The sequence below is a fragment of the Nocardia sp. bgisy118 genome, assembly GCF_057708605.1.
Genome location: NZ_JBYISM010000037.1, coordinates 72,829 through 90,416, shown reverse-complemented (window position 1 = coordinate 90,416; position 17,588 = coordinate 72,829). Strand labels below are relative to the sequence as shown.

16 protein-coding genes and 1 pseudogene are annotated in these 17,588 nt (G+C 64.6%); 10 read left to right on the top strand and 7 right to left on the bottom strand.

All coding sequences use genetic code 11. The features are described from left to right. Positions 1-789, bottom strand: a pseudogene (locus tag AC3EO7_RS33565) (Fe-S oxidoreductase); the annotation flags it as partial. A 108-nt stretch (positions 790-897) separates the two neighbouring features. Continuing rightward, positions 898-2,013 carry a type 2 isopentenyl-diphosphate Delta-isomerase gene (fni, locus tag AC3EO7_RS33560; RefSeq protein WP_435593399.1) on the bottom strand — a complete coding sequence of 372 codons (1,116 nt, stop codon included), beginning with the start codon at positions 2,011-2,013 and terminating at the stop codon, positions 898-900. Positions 2,014-3,016: 1,003 nt separating this feature from the next. On the opposite strand from fni, the gene AC3EO7_RS33555 reads away from it, so the two are divergent. The 5 genes from AC3EO7_RS33555 to AC3EO7_RS33535 all read left to right on the top strand — a co-directional run bounded on the left by AC3EO7_RS33555 (position 3,017) and on the right by AC3EO7_RS33535 (position 8,830). After that, a complete protein-coding gene (locus AC3EO7_RS33555) occupies positions 3,017-3,859 on the top strand; it encodes a hypothetical protein (protein ID WP_488186305.1) in 843 nt (280 codons plus the stop codon). A gap of 78 nt (positions 3,860-3,937) precedes the next feature. Further along, positions 3,938-4,522 (top strand): cysteine hydrolase family protein, encoded by a 585-nt coding sequence (locus tag AC3EO7_RS33550; RefSeq protein ID WP_431962460.1) that lies wholly within the window; start codon positions 3,938-3,940, stop codon positions 4,520-4,522. After that, the gene (gene hypE, locus AC3EO7_RS33545) at positions 4,519-5,535 is read left to right on the top strand and encodes a hydrogenase expression/formation protein HypE (protein ID WP_431962458.1); all 1,017 of its coding nucleotides are present in this window, start codon (positions 4,519-4,521) and stop codon (positions 5,533-5,535) included. The genes AC3EO7_RS33550 and hypE overlap by 4 nt, the downstream gene beginning before the upstream one ends. Before the next feature lie 9 nt (positions 5,536-5,544). After that, entirely contained in the window at positions 5,545-7,872 is a 2,328-nt protein-coding gene (gene hypF / locus AC3EO7_RS33540; RefSeq protein WP_435593397.1) for a carbamoyltransferase HypF, read from the top strand. A 67-nt stretch (positions 7,873-7,939) separates the two neighbouring features. Then, entirely contained in the window at positions 7,940-8,830 is an 891-nt protein-coding gene (locus tag AC3EO7_RS33535) for a bile acid:sodium symporter family protein (protein WP_431962454.1), read from the top strand. A 284-nt stretch (positions 8,831-9,114) separates the two neighbouring features. Here the strand turns inward: AC3EO7_RS33535 and AC3EO7_RS33530 are convergent, their stop codons facing one another. Beyond that, on the bottom strand, positions 9,115-9,417 hold the full coding sequence (locus AC3EO7_RS33530; RefSeq protein ID WP_435593396.1) for a putative quinol monooxygenase: 303 nt from the start codon (positions 9,415-9,417) through the stop codon (positions 9,115-9,117). Between the two features lie 587 nt (positions 9,418-10,004). On the opposite strand from AC3EO7_RS33530, the gene AC3EO7_RS33525 reads away from it, so the two are divergent. Further along, positions 10,005-11,057: a zinc-dependent alcohol dehydrogenase gene (locus AC3EO7_RS33525; protein WP_435593395.1), complete on the top strand. Its 1,053-nt coding sequence runs from the start codon at positions 10,005-10,007 to the stop codon at positions 11,055-11,057. A gap of 43 nt (positions 11,058-11,100) precedes the next feature. Next, entirely contained in the window at positions 11,101-11,553 is a 453-nt protein-coding gene (locus AC3EO7_RS33520; RefSeq protein WP_435593394.1) for a PaaI family thioesterase, read from the top strand. 97 nt (positions 11,554-11,650) lie between these two features. Here AC3EO7_RS33520 and AC3EO7_RS33515 read toward each other — a convergent pair whose 3' ends face one another. From AC3EO7_RS33515 to AC3EO7_RS33505, 3 genes are all read right to left on the bottom strand, one after another. Further along, positions 11,651-12,538: a haloalkane dehalogenase gene (locus AC3EO7_RS33515; protein WP_431963548.1), complete on the bottom strand. Its 888-nt coding sequence runs from the start codon at positions 12,536-12,538 to the stop codon at positions 11,651-11,653. A 129-nt stretch (positions 12,539-12,667) separates the two neighbouring features. After that, complete coding sequence (locus AC3EO7_RS33510) at positions 12,668-13,258, bottom strand: TetR/AcrR family transcriptional regulator (RefSeq protein ID WP_435593393.1); 591 nt, start codon at positions 13,256-13,258, stop codon at positions 12,668-12,670. Between the two features lie 140 nt (positions 13,259-13,398). Next, positions 13,399-14,034: a TetR/AcrR family transcriptional regulator gene (locus AC3EO7_RS33505; protein WP_431962444.1), complete on the bottom strand. Its 636-nt coding sequence runs from the start codon at positions 14,032-14,034 to the stop codon at positions 13,399-13,401. A gap of 78 nt (positions 14,035-14,112) precedes the next feature. Here AC3EO7_RS33505 and AC3EO7_RS33500 point away from each other — a divergent pair, with 78 nt between their 5' ends. Beyond that, a complete protein-coding gene (locus tag AC3EO7_RS33500; protein ID WP_435593392.1) occupies positions 14,113-15,000 on the top strand; it encodes an alpha/beta hydrolase in 888 nt (295 codons plus the stop codon). Between the two features lie 43 nt (positions 15,001-15,043). On the opposite strand, the gene AC3EO7_RS33495 is transcribed toward AC3EO7_RS33500, so the two are convergent. Next, complete coding sequence (locus AC3EO7_RS33495; protein ID WP_435593391.1) at positions 15,044-15,181, bottom strand: hypothetical protein; 138 nt, start codon at positions 15,179-15,181, stop codon at positions 15,044-15,046. A gap of 137 nt (positions 15,182-15,318) precedes the next feature. Here AC3EO7_RS33495 and AC3EO7_RS33490 point away from each other — a divergent pair, with 137 nt between their 5' ends. Both AC3EO7_RS33490 and AC3EO7_RS33485 read left to right on the top strand, forming a co-directional pair. Continuing rightward, positions 15,319-16,509, top strand: a complete 1,191-nt coding sequence (locus tag AC3EO7_RS33490; RefSeq protein WP_431962438.1) for an NAD(P)/FAD-dependent oxidoreductase — start codon at positions 15,319-15,321, stop codon at positions 16,507-16,509. Positions 16,510-16,648: 139 nt separating this feature from the next. Then, positions 16,649-17,569 (top strand): RNA polymerase sigma-70 factor, encoded by a 921-nt coding sequence (locus tag AC3EO7_RS33485; RefSeq protein ID WP_435593390.1) that lies wholly within the window; start codon positions 16,649-16,651, stop codon positions 17,567-17,569. The last annotated feature ends 19 nt before the right edge of the window (positions 17,570-17,588 follow it).

Here is a 17,588-nt window from a genome sequence, read left to right as displayed (position 1 = left end):
ACCCGACATCATCGGCTTGGCCGCACCCAGCGCAACCCCGCCATCGTCCTCACGCTTGAAATAGATGTTCGGGAAGGCCGAGAAACGGTGCCACGCCACACCCCAGTTGATGTTGCGGCTGACCACGATCACCCACACCAGCGCCGCCATCAGCTTGCAGAAGGCGAAGACCGACACCAGCGCGGCACTCGCGGGCAGCAGCTCGGCGATATGCATACTGACGAAGTCGCTGCTGGCATGGTGCTCACCGGTGTAGGCCAGCACCAATGCCTTCGCACCCAGCATGCTGACGCCCTCGATGAGCACGACGGATTCGACGAAGTAGGCCGCCAGGAAGTTGGAGCCGGAGAACCGCGAGAGCCGTTCGGGCCGACGCGGGTGGTTCGCCTGCCGAATGATGATCAGCGCCACAGCACCGACGATGGTGCCCAGGGCCAACAGCTCGTCTAGGAGGTGATAAACGAAGGTATTACCGACCCACGGCCACGTGAAGGTGGGGCTGAAGATCTGCCCCTGGGCTTGGAAGACCGTGACGAAGCCGATCATGAAGCCGACCATCACCAGCCAGTGTGCCCAGCCGACGGTCCGGAACTTCACCATGCGGGTGTGCGCGGCGAATTCCTTGACCATGGTGGCGAATCGCGGCAGGAACGGCCCGAACCGGTCCGGGGCCGGCTGGCCCAGCCGGATGGTGCGCACGATATCGCGCACCGCCAACACGAACCCAGACCACGCGAAGACGCCGACCAGTACAGAGATGACACCCAACGCTATTACCAGGGGGCTCATGCAGTGACCTTTCCCTCCCGAGGCGACGCTGCGTCGCTCGTCTTCGCCGCATCATAATATGGCTTAAGTTACTCACGGGTAACTTAGGCCATATTACCCGCCAGTAGGTCAGAGGACGCGGTTCGTCGTCGTGATCGGCCGCAATGAACTCCGGGAGCGCCGGGCGTAGGCGGCCGGGTCGATTCCGCGCAGTCGGCAGATCTCGGCGAGTCGGCCGGTCAGCAGCACGTCGGTGTCCGCAAGGGCGCCAACGGTTTCGGCGCCGAGCAGCACCATGAGCTGCCGGATCCGAGTGATCCACGTGTTGATCGCCGCGATCAGCGCATCAATGCCCTCTGCTTCGAGAATCGACAGGAAATGTCCGGATACCCCCACCGCCCGGGCGCCGAGCGCGAGGCTGCGAACGACATCGAGCGGGGTTCGCACCCCACCGGAGGCGAGCAGTGTGAGCCCGCGCCGAAGGGCCACCTCGGCTGCGTCGACCAGGCAGGCCGGGGTGGACAAGCCCCAGTCGGCAAGAAGGTCGAAGTCGGCTCGTTGCCTCCTTGCGTTCTCGATCAACGCGAAATTCGTTCCGCCGGTGCCGGATACGTCGACGATCCGCACGCCGAGGTCGGCCAGCTGCAGGACCGTGTCGGCGCTGATCCCGAACCCGACTTCCTTGACGATCACCGGTATACCGAGCGTCTCCGTGAGGCGAGCGATATTGCGCGGCCAGGCCGAGAAGTCCCGGTCCCCCTCCGGCATCACGATCTCCTGGATCGCATTGACGTGCACCTGCAGCGCATCGGCTCGCAACAGCTCCACCGCCCGCGCCGCCATCTGCGGTGTGGCGTTGGCGTTGACATTGGCGATGACGTAACCGTCCGGATTCTCGCGGCGCAGTATGCGATATGTCTCGGCGACCGAACTGTCTGCCAGGTACGCGCTCATCGAGCCCGACGCGATGGCCAAGCCGGTCTCACGGGCGGCGATCGCCAGCCCGCGATTCACCTCGCCGGTGCGGGAGCTGCCGCCGGTCATCGCGTTGATGTACAACGGCACGGGCCAGGTCGCGCCGCCCACCTCGGTGGCAAGAGAAACAGCGCGCTCCGCGGTGCCCCGTAGGGCGTGGTGGACGAACGCCACTTCGTCGAACGGACACGGGCGACGCCCCGTCATCGACTCGCGTTGTTGCGCGACGGCCAGACGGACATGATCGTCCTTGCGGTTGGCATAGCTCATCTGGTGCCCTCTTTCCTTTCATGGACCCTGCACCGAGTTCCTCAGCGAGACAGCACAATCGAAAGCGCAGGGCTCTCGATGGCCATACCGGGCACAGCGGCCGGGTCACGGAGCAGCCGCGGGCGGTACTCTCGGCGCGCCCCCTCCGCTTGCAGATCCAACTTTTTGTGTGTCGACCTCGGCGACTCAGCGAGCGTCCGACACTTCGGTATCGGACGAGATTCGAGAACTGCCTCCGCGAGAGGCTGCCGGAACGGGCTCTGCCACAAGTGATTCCGCCGATGCGCACACCATGCCGCCGACCGCCCCGATGGAGCGTACACCGAGGGCCCTATTCGAGCAGGACCGATGATTGTCCCAGAAACGTAACTCCCTCTACGAATTCAATTGCCACCCGGATGCTCCCGTGAACAATTCGAACAATTCGAACTATTCGTTCCCCTACCGGCTGAGCGGTGCTATCAGTAAGGCCCGACCGGACTCCCCAGCCGCGAGGCCGGTACGTCTGTGCACCCACGCTAGGTAGGTGACCTGCGGCGATGGACGGAATCATGCTGTGCAACTGCGGCTTCCACCCAGTTGCACAGCCCCCGGGTGGACGTCACCCATGGGTGGATCGGCACAGCCTCGCAGCGCACCGAGCGCGTCGGCGCTACCGGCCCGAACAGAGCAGGTTGTGGACCCAATAAATGCATCCGGGCGTCTGAGACTCACCTCGCGGACCATAGACAAATCTTTGCTACGCCAACCACGATGCCAGTCACTTGCCCGACGGATGCGCCTGCGGTAATTTGCGAAAGCAGATCTGATCTCGAAAGGTAGGGGGACTGAGCACTTGAATCATTCCTCGAAATTGAATCGCGTCAAACAATCTCTAGAGATCGCATCGCTTTTAACAGTCGGCTCCCCCAGATCCGAGGGTGAGGATCAGTCGCACATAGAACGGTTGATCGAGGCCGAATGGCCTTTGCCGCCCATTCTCGTCCATCGGCCCACAATGCGAGTGATCGACGGATTTCACCGCACAGTCGCCGCGCGGCTGAAGGGATTCACACATATTGATGCCTATCTGGTGGATGGCTCCGAGGAACTCGCATTCATCGTCGGGGTCCAAGAAAACGTAACCCACGGCCTGCCGTTGTCCTTGGCCGATCGGCGTACCGCCGCCGAGCGAATTATCAGAACGCATCCGCACTGGTCGGACCGTTCGATCGCGACTACTGCGGGCTTGTCCGCCAAGACGGTGGCATCGATCCGGAGCTCTATCGACGACAATTCGCGGTCGAGCCATCGCTTGGGTAGTGATGGCCGACTACGACCCGTAGACACCAACTCGGCCCGGCAAGCTGCCGCCGAGCTCATCATCGCCCGCCCCGATGCGTCCCTGCGTAGCATTGCCCAAGAGGTGGGTCTCTCTCCGTCAACCGTTCGTGACGTACGCGCCAGGCTCAAACGCGGGGAGGATCCGCTCATCCAGTCAGACGAAAACAAGGCCCCACGTACACGATCGGCGTCAGAGAGCGAGCTATCGGACGCGGCCGATCGATGTATGCCCTCTCCTTATCCCAAGAAGACCGCTGATCTCGATGCCCTACTGGCGTTGCTCTCACGTGACCCAGCGCTACGGATGAGCGCCAGCGGTCGCGAACTCCTTCGCTGGCTGCATCAGCGCGCAGTGAACAGCGACGATGCCCAGAAGATAGCCGACACCATTCGGCCCCATTCCCGCGACCATATGATCGAATTCGCGCAACAATGCGCCGCCAACTGGTCGAGGATCGCCCAGGACCTGCAAACTGGCCCGCATACCGCGAAGAACAGCTCGCCGAATTCCATGTCGGCTTGAGATCTGCAAAATACTTCCTTTTGGAACCACTCATCTAGGGCTCGGCGACGGGCTCATACATTTACCAGTGGAGTCGGCATGTCAAAAATTGCAGTTATAACCAGCGGCCTGCAGTACGATATCGTCGGAAAGAATCCGGAGCGTGAGGCGGCAATTGTCGCGGCCACTCCGCATTTGTCAGGATTCTTGTCCGCCATGCGGCGACGCGGCCATCCCGTGTTTCACCTGCAACTCCTCAACGAACCGGACGATCCCCTCGCCGAGAGGTACGACGGCCGCGTCCCTGCCCTGCGAGGCACAGCGGGCGCCGACGTGGTTCGCCAGTTCCTCGACTCGGAGGATGTTGTTCAGGAGAGGAGCAAAGACAGCGGCTTTTACGAGACCGACCTGCACGAAAGGCTCCAAGCTCTGGGGGTCGAGACCTTGGTACTCGTCGGTCTGCAAACACAGATCTGTATTCAGACGACGGCAGCCGACGCATTCTTTCGTGGATACATCGTCGGGGTGCCGAGCGACTGCGTGTTCTCCGCTCTCGAAGCCGACCGTCAGCGTGCACTCGAATGGCTCGACGGTTACTGCGCCACGGTTGCCAGTTCCGAAGAGATCCTTCGGACGATAGATGAGAACGGCGGCCTCCCTCGGAAGGAGACCAAGACACCATGACTCTCACCACCCAGCAGATCCAACTCGACCACGGCACGGGTGCGGCACTGTCCAACGAGCTCGTGGACTTCATCGCGGAGACATTGAGCGATGTCTATGCGGGTGAGATGGAGGACAGCGCGGTCCTCCCTGTAGAAGGCAGCCGTATCGCGATGACTACGGATAGCTTCGTGGTCGACCCGCCGTTCTTCGGCAACGGCGACATCGGAAAGATCGCGGTCTGCGGGACCGTCAACGATCTCGCCGTATCAGGAGCATCCCCCCGCTATCTCACGCTCGGAATGATCCTCGAGACGGGACTGTCGTTCGACCACTTGTTCCGTGTGCTGACCTCCATTCGGGAGACTGCGCGAGAAGCAGGTGTGCAGATTGTGTGCGGCGATACGAAGGTCGTCCGCGCCGGCGAAGCGGATCAGTTGTACCTCAACACAAGTGGGGTCGGCTTCTTCGCACGGGAGCCCCTGCGGATGGATTCTGTGCGCCCCGGAGATGCGGTCATCCTGTCCGGCCCCCTCGGTAACCACACGGTTCATCTGCTGTCGATCCGGGAAGGTCTCGGCTTCGAAAGCCGCGTCCTCAGCGACTGCGCACCGCTCAACACCATGATCGACCGATTGTTCTCCGCCGTGCCTGCCGGGTCGGTTCACTCGATGCGTGATGTCACGCGAGGCGGGCTCTCCGCTGTACTGCACGAGTACGCAGGCAAATTGGACAAAGCCATCGTGATCGAGGCACCGGCATTGCCCATCCAGCACGAGACCGCGATGGCGGCGGACATGCTGGGGATCAATCCTCTGCACTGCGCCAACGAAGGTTGCCTGGCGATTTTTGTCGATCCCGACGCGACCGATGACGTGCTCGCCGCACTGCACGGGCACGAGTACGGCAGGCACGCCGCAGCGATCGGCGAAGTAACTTCCCGACATGGCGCCGCGGTAGTTCTCCGGGATTCCAAGGGCCACGAGTCGACGCTGCAACCTCTCCGGGGCGCAGAGCTGCCCCGGCTGTGCTGACCCATCGTCATGACCGAACAAGCAACCTGGCAGATCAGGGTTACCGGCGTCGTTCAGGGAGTGGGCTATCGCCCGTTCGTCTACAAGCTTGCCCGTGAGCGGCAACTGGCTGGATGGGTTCGCAACGATCCGGAGGGCGTGCTCATCGAGGCGAGTGGCCGCGAGTCGGCGCTGCACCTTTTCTGCGAGGAGCTGGCAAGCGAGGCTCCGGAGCTGGCCCGAGTCGATCACGTGGCAGCCCTCAGCACGTCGGCGGGGCAGTCGGCGGCCACCAGTTTCGAAATCGTGAACAGTGAACACACCGGGGCAAAAGTGGCCCTGGTGCCCGCTGACACGCACGTGTGTGCCGACTGTCTCGCCGAGTTGCGCGATCCAACCGACCGCCGTTACAGGTACCCGTTCATCAACTGCACGAACTGCGGCCCACGGTATTCGATCGTTCGCGCGCTACCTTACGATCGGTCGCAAACCACAATGCATTCCTTCGTGATGTGCGAGAGGTGCGACAAGGAGTATCGGGATCCGGAAAGCCGGCGCTTTCACGCTCAGCCCAATGCCTGTGCGGAATGCGGACCTCGTCTGTTTCTTGCCGACAGGCGCGGAACGGTCCTCGAAGGCGAGGCGGCATTGCGGCAGTGCGCACGGGAGTTGATGGCAGGACGTGTCGCGGCTGTCAAGAGTGTCGGCGGCTTCCACCTCGCCGTGGATGCGCGGAGCGCCGAGTCGGTGGCCTTGCTCCGTCGGCGCAAACGCCGGGATTCGAAACCCTTCGCCGTCATGGTTCGGGATCTGGCCACCGCCCATCGGATCGTGGAACTATCCGCGGCGGAGGAAGAACTGCTGCGGTCGCCTGCGAGGCCGATCCTGCTCGCTCGCAAGCGCCCCGGTTCGCTCCCGGAAAGTGTCGCTCCGAGGAATCCGAATCTGGGTCTGATGCTGCCCTCGGCACCGCATCATCACCTGCTCCTGGACGAATCCGGCTTGGACGTACTGGTCATGACCAGTGGAAACATCTCCGGCTATCCGATCGTCCATCGGAACGAGGATGCCCTTCACCAGCTCTTCGAGATCGCTGATGTGATCCTCTACCACGACCGTGAAATCGAGATCAGAGTAGACGATTCCGTGGTCCGGTTGTCCTCACATCCCGAATTGGACGGCCCATTACTGACATTCCTGCGGAGAGCGCGCGGTTACGCACCGTATCCGGTGGAAGTCGGCCGTCCACTGGCTCCTCTCGTCGCCTATGGTGCCGAACTCAAGACGACGGTGGCCCTGTCCGCCGGTTCCCGCGTCTACCTCAGCCAACATATCGGCGACCTGAAGAACGACGAAACCTTTGCCTCTCATCGAAAGACCGCGGCACACCTGGCTTCGCTCTATGAATTACACCCCGCGGCGGGCGTTTACGACATGCACCCGGAGTTCCGCGGCAGTGGTGCGCACGAAGGTATCGGCGAACAGGGCGATCCGATGTTCGTCCAGCACCATCACGCTCATATGGCCTCGTGCATGGCGGAGAATCAACTCGCCGGAGAGACCATCGGCGTGGTCTTCGACGGGGCAGGCTACGGCGCCGACGGCACCATCTGGGGCGGGGAATTCCTGGTCGGGGGCTTCGAACGGTTCGAGCGCGCAACGCATCTGCGACGCTTGGCGCTGATCGGCGGTGACCACGCGGTACGCCAACCGATTCGAACCGGGGTATCCATTGCTTTGGACACGTTCGGCGACATCGACGTGGCAGTGAAGGCCTTCCCGGAAATCGGTCGCCTCGAACGGGACCGCCGACATGCGTATTCGACGATGCGAGCGCGAGGCATCAACTCGCCCGAAGTGTCGAGCATGGGTCGGCTGTTCGACGGAGTGGCTGCCCTGCTGGGTGTGTGCTCGCATGCCGAGTACGAAGCCCAAGGCCCGATCGAGTTGGAGGGCTTGCTCAACCGCGACCTCGACCTGGTCGACGGATACGAATTCGAGCACAACACAACCGAAGTCGACTTCAGACCTGTGATCCGTGCGATCGCGGCGGACCTCGCTGCCGACATATCGCTCGCCGAGATCAGCCGTCGGTTTCATTCCGGCGTGGTCACCATGGTGCGACGGCAGTGCGGCGAGATCTCCCGCGAAACCGGCATACGGCGGGTCGTGCTTTCCGGCGGTGTGTTCCTCAACGAATTCCTCCTGGTCAACTGCATCACGATGCTCGAACGAGAGGGCTTCGAGGTTTACAGCCACCGCCAAGTCCCCCCCAACGACGGAGGTATTGCCCTAGGCCAGTTGATGGTCGCAGACGCGTTGTCCTCGTCGATTCACGAAACCGGTGACAGCGTGTGACGGAGTCGAAGAGGCAAACCCACAGATTTGTTGCCCGGGTGGGTGACTGGGCGCAACGGGAGTGATGATGGGTTTCTCGATTTTCACGATCCTCTTACCGGCCGCACTGGCGCTGGTGATGTTCGGGTTGGGTCTGACGCTGACACCCGGAGATTTTCACCGGGTGGTGCGGTATCCGAAGGCGGCGTTGATCGCGCTTGGCTGTCAGATGGTGGTGCTGCCCGCCCTCTGTCTGCTGCTGGTCAAGCTGTTCGGGCTGACCGGAGCGCTGGCCGTGGGCATGATGTTGCTGGTCGCCTCGCCGGGGGGCACGTCGGCGAATCTGTTCAGTCACCTCGCGGGTGGGGATGTGGCGTTGAACATCACGCTCACCGCGATCAATTCGGTGCTCGCGGCGTTCACGATGCCGATCGTGATCGCGCTGTCGGTCGCCGAGTTCATGGACGACGACGCCTCCGTCGGGCTGCAACCGGCCAAGTTCGTGCAGGTGATCGTGATCGTGCTCGTGCCGGTGGCGATCGGTATGTGGGTCGATCGCGCCTTCCCCAGGTTTTCCGAGCGGATGCGCAGACCGGTGAAGGCCGGTTCCGTGGTGGTGCTGGTCATGGCCATCATCGCAGCGGTGATGTCCGAATTCGACACGCTGCGTGACAATTTCGGGCGACTGGGGTCGATCACGCTGACGCTGTCGGTGCTGAGCCTGTCGATCGGGTACTTCGTGCCGCGATTGTTCGGGGTCGGCACCGGCCAGGCCATCGCCTCGTCCATGGAGATCGGCATCCACAATGCGACGCTCACCATTGCGGTCGCGGTGTCGGCGCTCGGGAACGAAACCATGGCCGTGCCGGGCGCGACCTACGGCATCGTCATGGCCGGCCCGGCCGCGATCGCGGCGTATCTGCTTGCACGGCAAGCGAAATCAACCGTGGATCGGACGGCATCCCTCGCCCGCGCCTGAGCCGGGATCCGGCCCCCTCGGCACGCGACGCCCGCGCGGGACACAGCCGATAGGGCCTCCGATGGAGTGCGCGCGTGAATGTGCTGCCTTGTCGGCCACGCGCCTCGTGAAGGTGTCCAAGTCGGTGGACGTCCTGCTATGGCGACCCGCATTCCTGGTGCAGCTAACGCTCCACCAGGAATGCGGGTCGTCGACGTCGGACTGACGCCGGATGCAGCCGGATCAACCGAGCGTTGCACCGCTGTTCCCGCGCGGCTTCTGCGGTGCAGTGCCGGAATGCGGTGTCAGTCGGCCACGACCGGATAGGCGTCGACCTGCCTGCGGTCCAAGCGCGGAATGATTCCGTCGATTCCAAGCGTCCGGAAGTGCTCGTATTCGCGGTGGGCGGCGAAGCCTTCGGCATCGATGTAGCGCTCGAGGATCACCACATGCGCTGGGTCGTCGACGTTTTGGAAGTAGTCGTAGGACAGGTTGGCCGGTTCTTCGCGACTGGCGGCGCGCAACCGGGCCAGCAGTTCGAGCACGGCCGCCAAGTGCTCCGGTTGCGCGTGGTAGTGCGCGATCACTTGGAAGTAACTCTGAGCCAACGGATTTCTCTCCTTGCTGCGTACGACGCCCTCGGGCACGGGATGAATTCGGCGGCGCGGCAAGGCGTGCCGGACGGCCATGGCAAGCCCTCTCCGGGCATCTACTCGACTAACAACAAAGTCAACATTCTTACTACTTGGGCCACGATAGCCGAGGCCAAGACACTATCTAGCGCACTAGGCTACGCACAACCCGTCGGAACACCGACTTGGACAGTTCTCAGCAGCGTAGGCCACACATTCTGTCGCAAACCCTGGTCTCGTTGTCGCAATCCCATCCCTGCCGATGGTTAGCGTCGCAAACGTGACAATGCACCAAAGAATAATCAACTCATTAACTATGGCTTCTCGAAACGGCACAGTTCTGCGCCTGAGCATCCGCACGCGCTGCACCGGTGGCCGAAGCGAGACTCGCCGGTCGATCGAGGGTGAGCAGCAGTGCCACAACCACAGCGCCGGAGTCGTTCGAACAATCCGCGACACCTGTCGATGTCGGGCATCCGCCGATCATCACCCATCGAGCATGACCGAATGACATACCCCAACCAGTCCGGCAGTGCCGCCGGACCGAGACGAAAGCAGCAAGCATGCGAGCGCTCTACTACAACGGTGCCGGAGGTTTGGAATGGCGCGACGATCCCGAGCCGGTGATCCGAAGCCGGACCGACGCCTTGGTGCGACCCGTCGCGGTCTCGACCTGTGACCTGGATCAGCGGGTGATCCGCGGCTCGGTGCCCCTGCCGGGTGTCGACGCACCGTTCGCCCTCGGTCACGAAGGCGTAGGCGAAGTCGTCGAGGTCGGGGACGCGGTCACCGGCATCGCCCCCGGCGACCTGGTCGCGATCCCCTACCACGTGTCCTGCGGCAGCTGCGACCGATGCTTGGCGGGTCTGCCGCTCTACTGCCGGGCAACCGCCGCTCACGGTGTGGCGGCCTACGGAATCCCGTTCGGCGGCGGCTACGGCGGTTTGTTCTCCGAACTCGTGCGAATCCCGTTCGCGAACTATTCACTACTGCCGCTACCACCGAACGTGTCACCGGTCCAGGCTGTTTCGGCGGGCGACAACCTCGCCGACGCGTGGCGCTCGGTGGTTCCGCATCTACGCCGCGATCCCGGCGCCGACGTGCTGGTGATGAGCGGCGGCGCCATCGGCCTCTACAGCGCCGACGTCGCTCGTGCCTGCGGCGCCGGTCTCGTGCATTATGTCGACCGCGACGCTGACAGACGCCGCATCGCCGCCGAGCTGGGCGCCCGGACCAGCGCTCCCGAGGAGTTCGAGCCCGGCGAGCACGAATATCAGATCGCCCTCAACCACTCCGGCGGATCACGCCGCGCCTTCCGGGACGCGATCTCGGCGACAGCTCCCGGCGGTCATGTCGAGAGCAGCTCGTTCTACTTCACCGATGTCGAACTGCCGGTACCCGCGATGCATATGAAGGGCATCCACTTCTGCAGCGCGCTCAGCAACGCCCGCGCGCACATGCCCGAGGTGCTGAACCTGCTGTCGGGCGGCCGCCTGCGTCCGGAACTGATCATCAGCGACGTGATCCCGTTCGACAGCGCCGACCAAGCGATCCTCGAGGTCGGATACAAACCCGTCTTCGTTCGCCCCGCCACCATCGCCACCGAGCAACCGTGAGCCAGCCGACGGCCTGCTTCGCCGACATCGACAGGAAACAACCATGAGCACTTCGGACTTCACCTCGATGACCGGGCTGGAGCTGATTCGCTGGGCCCAGCGGGAACGGCCCGCCGACATACCGTCCATCGGCCGGCTCATCGGCATCCGGATCGACGAGGTCGAAAAGGGGTACGCGGCCATGTCGATACAAACCCAGCCCGACTTCTCCAACCCGCTCGGCCAAGTCCACGGCGGCATTGCCGCCACCCTGCTCGACTCGGTCATGGCGTGCGCGGTACACACCACCCTTCCGGCCGGAGCCCGCTACACCACCCTGGAGCTGAAGGTGAACTACATCCGCGCCGTCGCGCTCGACGCCGGACGAATCACCGCCGAGGGCACGGTGATCCACGTCGGACGCACGGTCGCCACCGCCCAGAGCAAGGCTCTCGACGAGAACGGCAAACTCGTCGCGCACGCCACCACAACCTGCATGATCTTCCTCCCCCGCTAGACCCGCCCGGGGGTGGTGGCGACCGGTCGCCGCCACCCTCGTAGCCAGGACGACGCTACGACTATCGCACCCCATCTCGAAGGATTGTCCGGCTACCTCAGCGGCGCAGTTCCCTGACGAATCCCGCTATGGCAGAGCCGATCTCATCCGGACTGTCCTCCTGGATGAAATGTGATCCGGAGACGGTGATTTCGCGCTGGTTGGGCCAGGTGCGACAGAATTCGCGTTGGTCGCCGGTGAGGATGGAACCCGGTTCCGCGTTGACGAACAGCTTCGGGATTTCGCTTGTGCTCAGCCATCGTCCGTAGTTCTCGACCACCTCGACGACATCCTTCGGCTCTCCGTCGATCGGTATCTGGCGAGGCCAGCTCAGAGTGGGTCGGCGGTCCTCACCCGGGGACGCGAACGGCCGCCGGTATTCGGCCATCTCCGCGTCGCTCAGTGGCCGCAGCACCGATCCGGGAAGTACCCTCTCCACGAAGATATTCTTCTCCAGCACCATTCCCTCACCGGCAGTCGACCGGAAGCCCTGGAACACACCGCGCGCACCCTCCGGCCACTGTTCCCAGGTGACCGGCATGACGATGCTTTCCATGTAGACGATCGCCCGGACCCGGTCGCGGTGTTGGTTCGCCCAATCGAATCCCAGTGCCGACCCCCAGTCGTGCAGGACCAGCACCACGTTGTTGCCGAGGTCGAGCGCATCCCACAGGCCGAAGAGATGGTCACGGTGCTCGGCATACGTGTAACGGTCGGGGCCGAAGTCCGGAAGCTTGCTGGAATCGCCCATGCCGACGAGGTCACAGGCGACCAACCGCCCCAGCCCCTGGCAGTGGGGCATGACATTGCGCCACAGGTACGAGGAGGTGGGGTTGCCGTGTTGGAAGACGATGGCGTCGCCCTGCCCCTCGTCGATGTAGGCCATACGTTGCCCGCGAACATCCGCGAACTTCTTCGGCGCGAAAGGCTCTGTGCTGTAGGACATCGAGAATTCTCCTAGTTGATCAGTGCCTTGCGAAGGCAGGTCGACGCCGCTGCACGAAGGCCTGAACACCTTCGCGGCCGTCATGGCTTCGGCTGGCTCGTACGAGTTGTTGTGCCTCGCGTTGACAGCTCATGCCTCTGCCCCATGTCCGCGGCCGGTGTGTTCGTCGACCGCAGCACCCCTCTGCGCCACCGCATTCCGGCAGACTCTGAGAATCCGCGTCGAGAAGGACTCGGATTCCACCGCCCGCGACAACACGAGTCCACCGATGCACAAGGCCAGCGTCGCGATGGCCTCGTCGTAGAACTCGTGCTCCCACGCATCGTCCACCGGGCGTCCGCCCATCGCGTTGAGGGTCTTGCGCAACTCCTCCTCGTAGGCAACCCGGAACTCGGCGGGCATGCGCGCGGCGTCGGACCCGACCGCCGAGAACGCACACGAATCGGCGCGATCGTCGCGGTGCGTCCGGTTGAGATAGCCACGCGCGAGCCGGGCGGCACGGGCGCCCCACGATGCGTCCCGCGTCTTACCGATCCAGCGCGGCCTGGTTCCGGCGAGCCCGTGCCGGAAGGCCGCGATGGCCAGCTCGTCCTTGTTCGCGAAGTGCGAGTAGAAGGCTCCGTGCGTCAGTCCCGCGTCTTGCATGACCTTGCCGATGGCGCCGCCATCGGGACCATCCGCCCGCAGCCGTGCGGCGCCCGCGTCGAGGATACGGGTCAATGACTCTCGTTTCTGTTGCGCTCGCTGCCCCTCCCCACTGGCTGACTTTCGCATGTTGACCGTCATGCGACTTACACTCTCGCATGATGTCCGTCATGTCAATGCGTCGGCCGGGCGGGCTGCGTCGCCGAAATCCGATCTCAGAGCTTGGCCCGAAGTCCGGCCAGGACGACTTCCAGTCCGTCGCGGAATTCGATTTCCGGATCTCCAGCGGCGGCCGCGTGGGCGATCTCGATCAGTCTGGGGAATCGGTCGGCGGGTAGTTGCGCGACGCGATCGGTGGCAGCGGCGCGGTCCCTGCCAGCGGGTGCCGAGAGGGGGTTGGCGAATTCGGCTTGGGCGAAGCCGGTCACGAAGCCGGACACCACACGGAAGGCGACCAGCAGATCGAGCCCCGATCTTCCCGAGTCGGCGAGTGCCTGCAGCAGCACCTCTGCGGGTGCGAGAGTGGGGATGTCGAAGGTGCGCCTAGTGAGGACCAATGGGATGGCGTGCGGGTGCGCGCGCGCCGCCCGCCACATGGCCTCGGCGATCGCGAAAACGCGCGTCTCCCAATCGCCGCCCTCGTCCGTCCACTGCGTCTCGGCCATCACGGCCTCGGTGACCAATTCTTCGAGACCGTCGCGACCGTCGACGTAGTTGTAGATCGTCATCGCCCCTGTCCCCAGTTCGGCGGCGAGGTTGCGCATGGTGAGACCGGCGAGCCCCTGCTCGTCCACCAATGCCAGTGCGGCCGTCTGGAGCTGTTCCCGGCTGAACTTTCTGGGTGCCGGCATGACCCTCCCTTGTTCAAGTACGTCGTACGTGATTAACTGGCGATCGTTCACGTACAACGTACCTAAATGGAGGTTCGCATGACCATACGCACCACGTTCCCGTCCGGATCAGACGAATGCGCGGCGTGGCTGACGCTGCCCGAGCGCCCCGGCCCGCACCCCGGTGTCGTTCTCGTCCACGGCGGCGGCGCGACACACGAGATGATGCTCGCGCAGTACGAGAAGTGGTTCGCACGGGCCGGATTCGCCGTGGTGGCCTTCGACTTTCGGCACCTCGGCGAATCAGGTGGTCACCCACGCCAGCTGGTGAGCCAGCGCCGCTACGCCGAGGATGTCGACGCCGCACTGGCCTTCGCCCGCTCCAGGCCCGAACTGGATCCGCACCGGATCGCACTCTGGGGCACCTCCTTCGGCGCCAGCCACGTGCTGGCCGCAGCCGCCCGCCACCACGACCTGTGTGCCGCGGTCGTCCAGTGCCCGGTCTTCAGCGGACGCGCGGTCGTGTCCCGAGCGGGAGTACGGCATCTACTGCGGTTCACGGTCCCGATCGCCGCCGACCTGACACGCGCCGCACTCCGACGGCCACGCCGCTACGTTCCACTGGTCGGAAAGCCCGGCGAACCGGCGTTCGTGACCCAACCCGGCGCCCTCGAAGGGTGGCAGTCGGTGACGCCCCCCGGTTACCGCTTCGACAATCGAATCACGGCGGCCTCCGGCCTCGGCATGCTGTTCTACAACGCCGCATCCGCCGCGCCACGCGTACGCTGCCCACTGCTGGTGTGTGCCTGCGAGCACGAGAACCTCATCGACCCCGCCATCGCCGGACGGGTGGCCGCCACCGCGCCGGGGGCCGTCCTGAAGCACTACGAGGCCGACCACTTCACCGTCTATCACCCGCCCGCGGTCGAGCAGATCGTCGCCGACCAGATCGACTTCCTGACCACACACCTCACCCCGAACGCGTAACCACCACCGCTCTCGAGTCTCGGCGCGTCCGCGTGGGCTGTGCTCAGCCGGCGCGTTTTCGCGCGTGCGGCCACAGCGACATCTCGTCGACGTCTTCACCCTCCTCGGCCGCGACCCACCACCCGGTGTCGTCGAGGTAGTGCTCGAACCACTGCGCCAGCCTCGGCGTACCGGTCGGCATCGGCCTCACGACCGGTCCGGGCGTCCGCTTTCCGGTCGGCGATCGCGCGAGCCATTCAGTGACCTGCATCACAGGATGTCAGGTTCTTCGGCGCTGCGGTGTCTAGTTCTCGAGCCTCTCGGAGCGAAGGAGACACCATGAGCAAGAACATCGATGTGGTCGTGATCGGCGGCGGATATGCCGGTGTGATGGCGGCCAATCGTCTGACGCAGCGCGAGGACGTGACGGTGACCGTGATCAATCCGCGCCCGGTCTTCGTTCCGCGGCTGCGTCTGCATCAGCTGGTGGGTGGGACGCACGACGCGGTCGTCGACTATGCGGAAGTGCTGGCCGATGGTGTGCGGCTGGTCGTCGACAACGTGACGCGGATCGATGCGGCCGGGCGCAGTGTGACCCTGGCCGAGGGCGGCACGATCGGCTACGACTACCTGATCTACGCGGTGGGCAGCGGCAGCGCGGGCCCGCAGGTGCCGGGCGCGGCCGAGTTCTCCTACCCGGTCGCCACTTTGGAGGCGGCCCAGCGGCTGCGGTCGGCGCTCTTCGACACGCCGATGTCGGCCCCGGTGACGGTCGTCGGTGGCGGCCCGACGGGCATCGAGACCGCTACCGAACTGGCGGAGCAGGGGCGCGCGGTCACGTTGGTCTGCGGCGGTCTCCTCGGTCCGTACCTGCACCCGAGGGCGCGGCGCACCGCCCGCAAATACCTTGCCAGACTGGGCGTCACGGTGCTGGAAGGCCCCGACGCCTCGGTCGCCGAGGTGACCGAGGCGGCCGTGGGACTCTCTGACGGTCGCGTTCTGGCGAGTGAGGTCACCATCTGGACGGTGGGCTTCGGTGTGCCCGATCTGGCCGACCGTAGCGGATTGCGCACCGATGCCGCCGGACGTCTGCTCACCGACGAAACTCTGACCAGCCTCGATGACGACCGCATCGTCGCCGCGGGCGATTCGTCGGCGCCCTCGGGCCTGCCATTCCGGATGAGCGCCTACGCCGCGGGATGCCTGGGCGCGCACGCCGCCGACACGGTGCTGAGCCGAATCGCGGAAGAGCAGCCGTCGGCGATCGACCTGTCGTTCCCCGCGATGTGCATCAGCTTCGGCCGGGGCGCCGGGATCTTCCAGCTCGGCCACAAAGACGACACCGCGATGCGGCTGTACTTCAGCGGGTTCGCGGGCAAGAAGCTCAAGGAGTTCTCCTGCGCCGCCAGCGTGAAACATCTGGTGAACGAAGCCCGTAAGCCCGGTTCGCACCACTGGCCCAAGGACGGCAAGCACCGGCCGGCGCTGCTGCTGGCCCAGAGCGCCGACGCGGTGGCACCGGTCGCGTAGAACACCGAAACCATTGTTGGCTGTCAGTGATCTCGGCCGCACGATGTGCGTCATCGCCCGGATCCCCTCGGACGCTGCCGCGCATCGTGCGTCATCGGCGACCCGAACTCGGACCTCACAACGCACGGGAGAGGGCCCCATGGACACCCCACCTGAATCCACCGGCAGCGACCGCGCCACCGTCGAGGCGACCGAGACGTTCGTCGCCCACCGCAGGCTGCTGTTCACCGTCGCCTACGAGATGCTCGGATCGGCGGCCGACGCCGACGACGTCTTGCAGGAAACCTGGTTGCGCTGGGTCGAGGTCGACGCGGCGCACGTCGACGACCCGCGCGCCTATCTGGTTCGGATCACCACCCGCCAAGCGCTCAACCGGCTGCGCTCGATGAAACGCCGCCGGGAGGAATATGTGGGCTCCTGGCTGCCGGAACCACTGGTCACCACTCCGGATGTGGCCGCCGACGTCGAACTCGCCGAAAGCGTTTCGATGGCGCTGATGCTCGTGCTCGAGACACTGACCCCGACCGAACGGGCGGTGTACGTGCTGCGCGAAGCATTCGGGATCGGCTACGACGAGATCGCGGCCGCGGTCGGCAAAACCTCTGCGGCCGTGCAGCAGATCGCCCACCGCGCCCGCCGCCACGTCGAAGCCCGCAGGCCGCGCCGCACGGTCACCGCGCGCCAGGCCGAGGCGGCTGTCGAGGCGTTCCGGCGTGCGCTCGAGACCCGCGACCTGCAGGGCATGCTCGACGTGCTCGCACCCGACGTCGTGGCGATCAGCGACGGCGGCGGCATCAAGCAGGCCACACCGCGGCCGATCATGAGCGCCGACAAGGTGGCCCGGTTCATCGTCGGTGGTCTCACCAAGAACGGCGTCGCGTTGTCCGTCGAGCCGACCACGGTCAACGGCAGCGCCGCGCTGGCTCTGCACGTCGACGGACAACTCGACGGCGTCATCGCGATGTGTGTCGAGGACACCCGCATCACCGGCCTCTACTACGTGCGCAACCCGCACAAACTGAGCCACATCGAATCCGAGACCCCACTCACGCTGCGATGAACACCGGCCACAACCCCAC

Coding starts and splice junctions, on each gene's coding strand:
- AC3EO7_RS33535 (WP_431962454.1), top strand. CDS start 7,940: ATGGGTTTCTCGATTTTCACGATCCTCTTACCGGCCGCACTGGCGCTG.
- AC3EO7_RS33505 (WP_431962444.1), bottom strand. CDS start 14,034: ATGCCGGCACCCAGAAAGTTCAGCCGGGAACAGCTCCAGACGGCCGCA.
- AC3EO7_RS33550 (WP_431962460.1), top strand. CDS start 3,938: ATGTCAAAAATTGCAGTTATAACCAGCGGCCTGCAGTACGATATCGTC.
- AC3EO7_RS33515 (WP_431963548.1), bottom strand. CDS start 12,538: ATGTCCTACAGCACAGAGCCTTTCGCGCCGAAGAAGTTCGCGGATGTT.
- hypF (WP_435593397.1), top strand. CDS start 5,545: ATGACCGAACAAGCAACCTGGCAGATCAGGGTTACCGGCGTCGTTCAG.
- AC3EO7_RS33520 (WP_435593394.1), top strand. CDS start 11,101: ATGAGCACTTCGGACTTCACCTCGATGACCGGGCTGGAGCTGATTCGC.
- AC3EO7_RS33485 (WP_435593390.1), top strand. CDS start 16,649: ATGGACACCCCACCTGAATCCACCGGCAGCGACCGCGCCACCGTCGAG.
- AC3EO7_RS33500 (WP_435593392.1), top strand. CDS start 14,113: ATGACCATACGCACCACGTTCCCGTCCGGATCAGACGAATGCGCGGCG.
- fni (WP_435593399.1), bottom strand. CDS start 2,013: ATGAGCTATGCCAACCGCAAGGACGATCATGTCCGTCTGGCCGTCGCG.
- hypE (WP_431962458.1), top strand. CDS start 4,519: ATGACTCTCACCACCCAGCAGATCCAACTCGACCACGGCACGGGTGCG.
- AC3EO7_RS33490 (WP_431962438.1), top strand. CDS start 15,319: ATGAGCAAGAACATCGATGTGGTCGTGATCGGCGGCGGATATGCCGGT.
- AC3EO7_RS33525 (WP_435593395.1), top strand. CDS start 10,005: ATGCGAGCGCTCTACTACAACGGTGCCGGAGGTTTGGAATGGCGCGAC.
- AC3EO7_RS33495 (WP_435593391.1), bottom strand. CDS start 15,181: ATGCCGACCGGTACGCCGAGGCTGGCGCAGTGGTTCGAGCACTACCTC.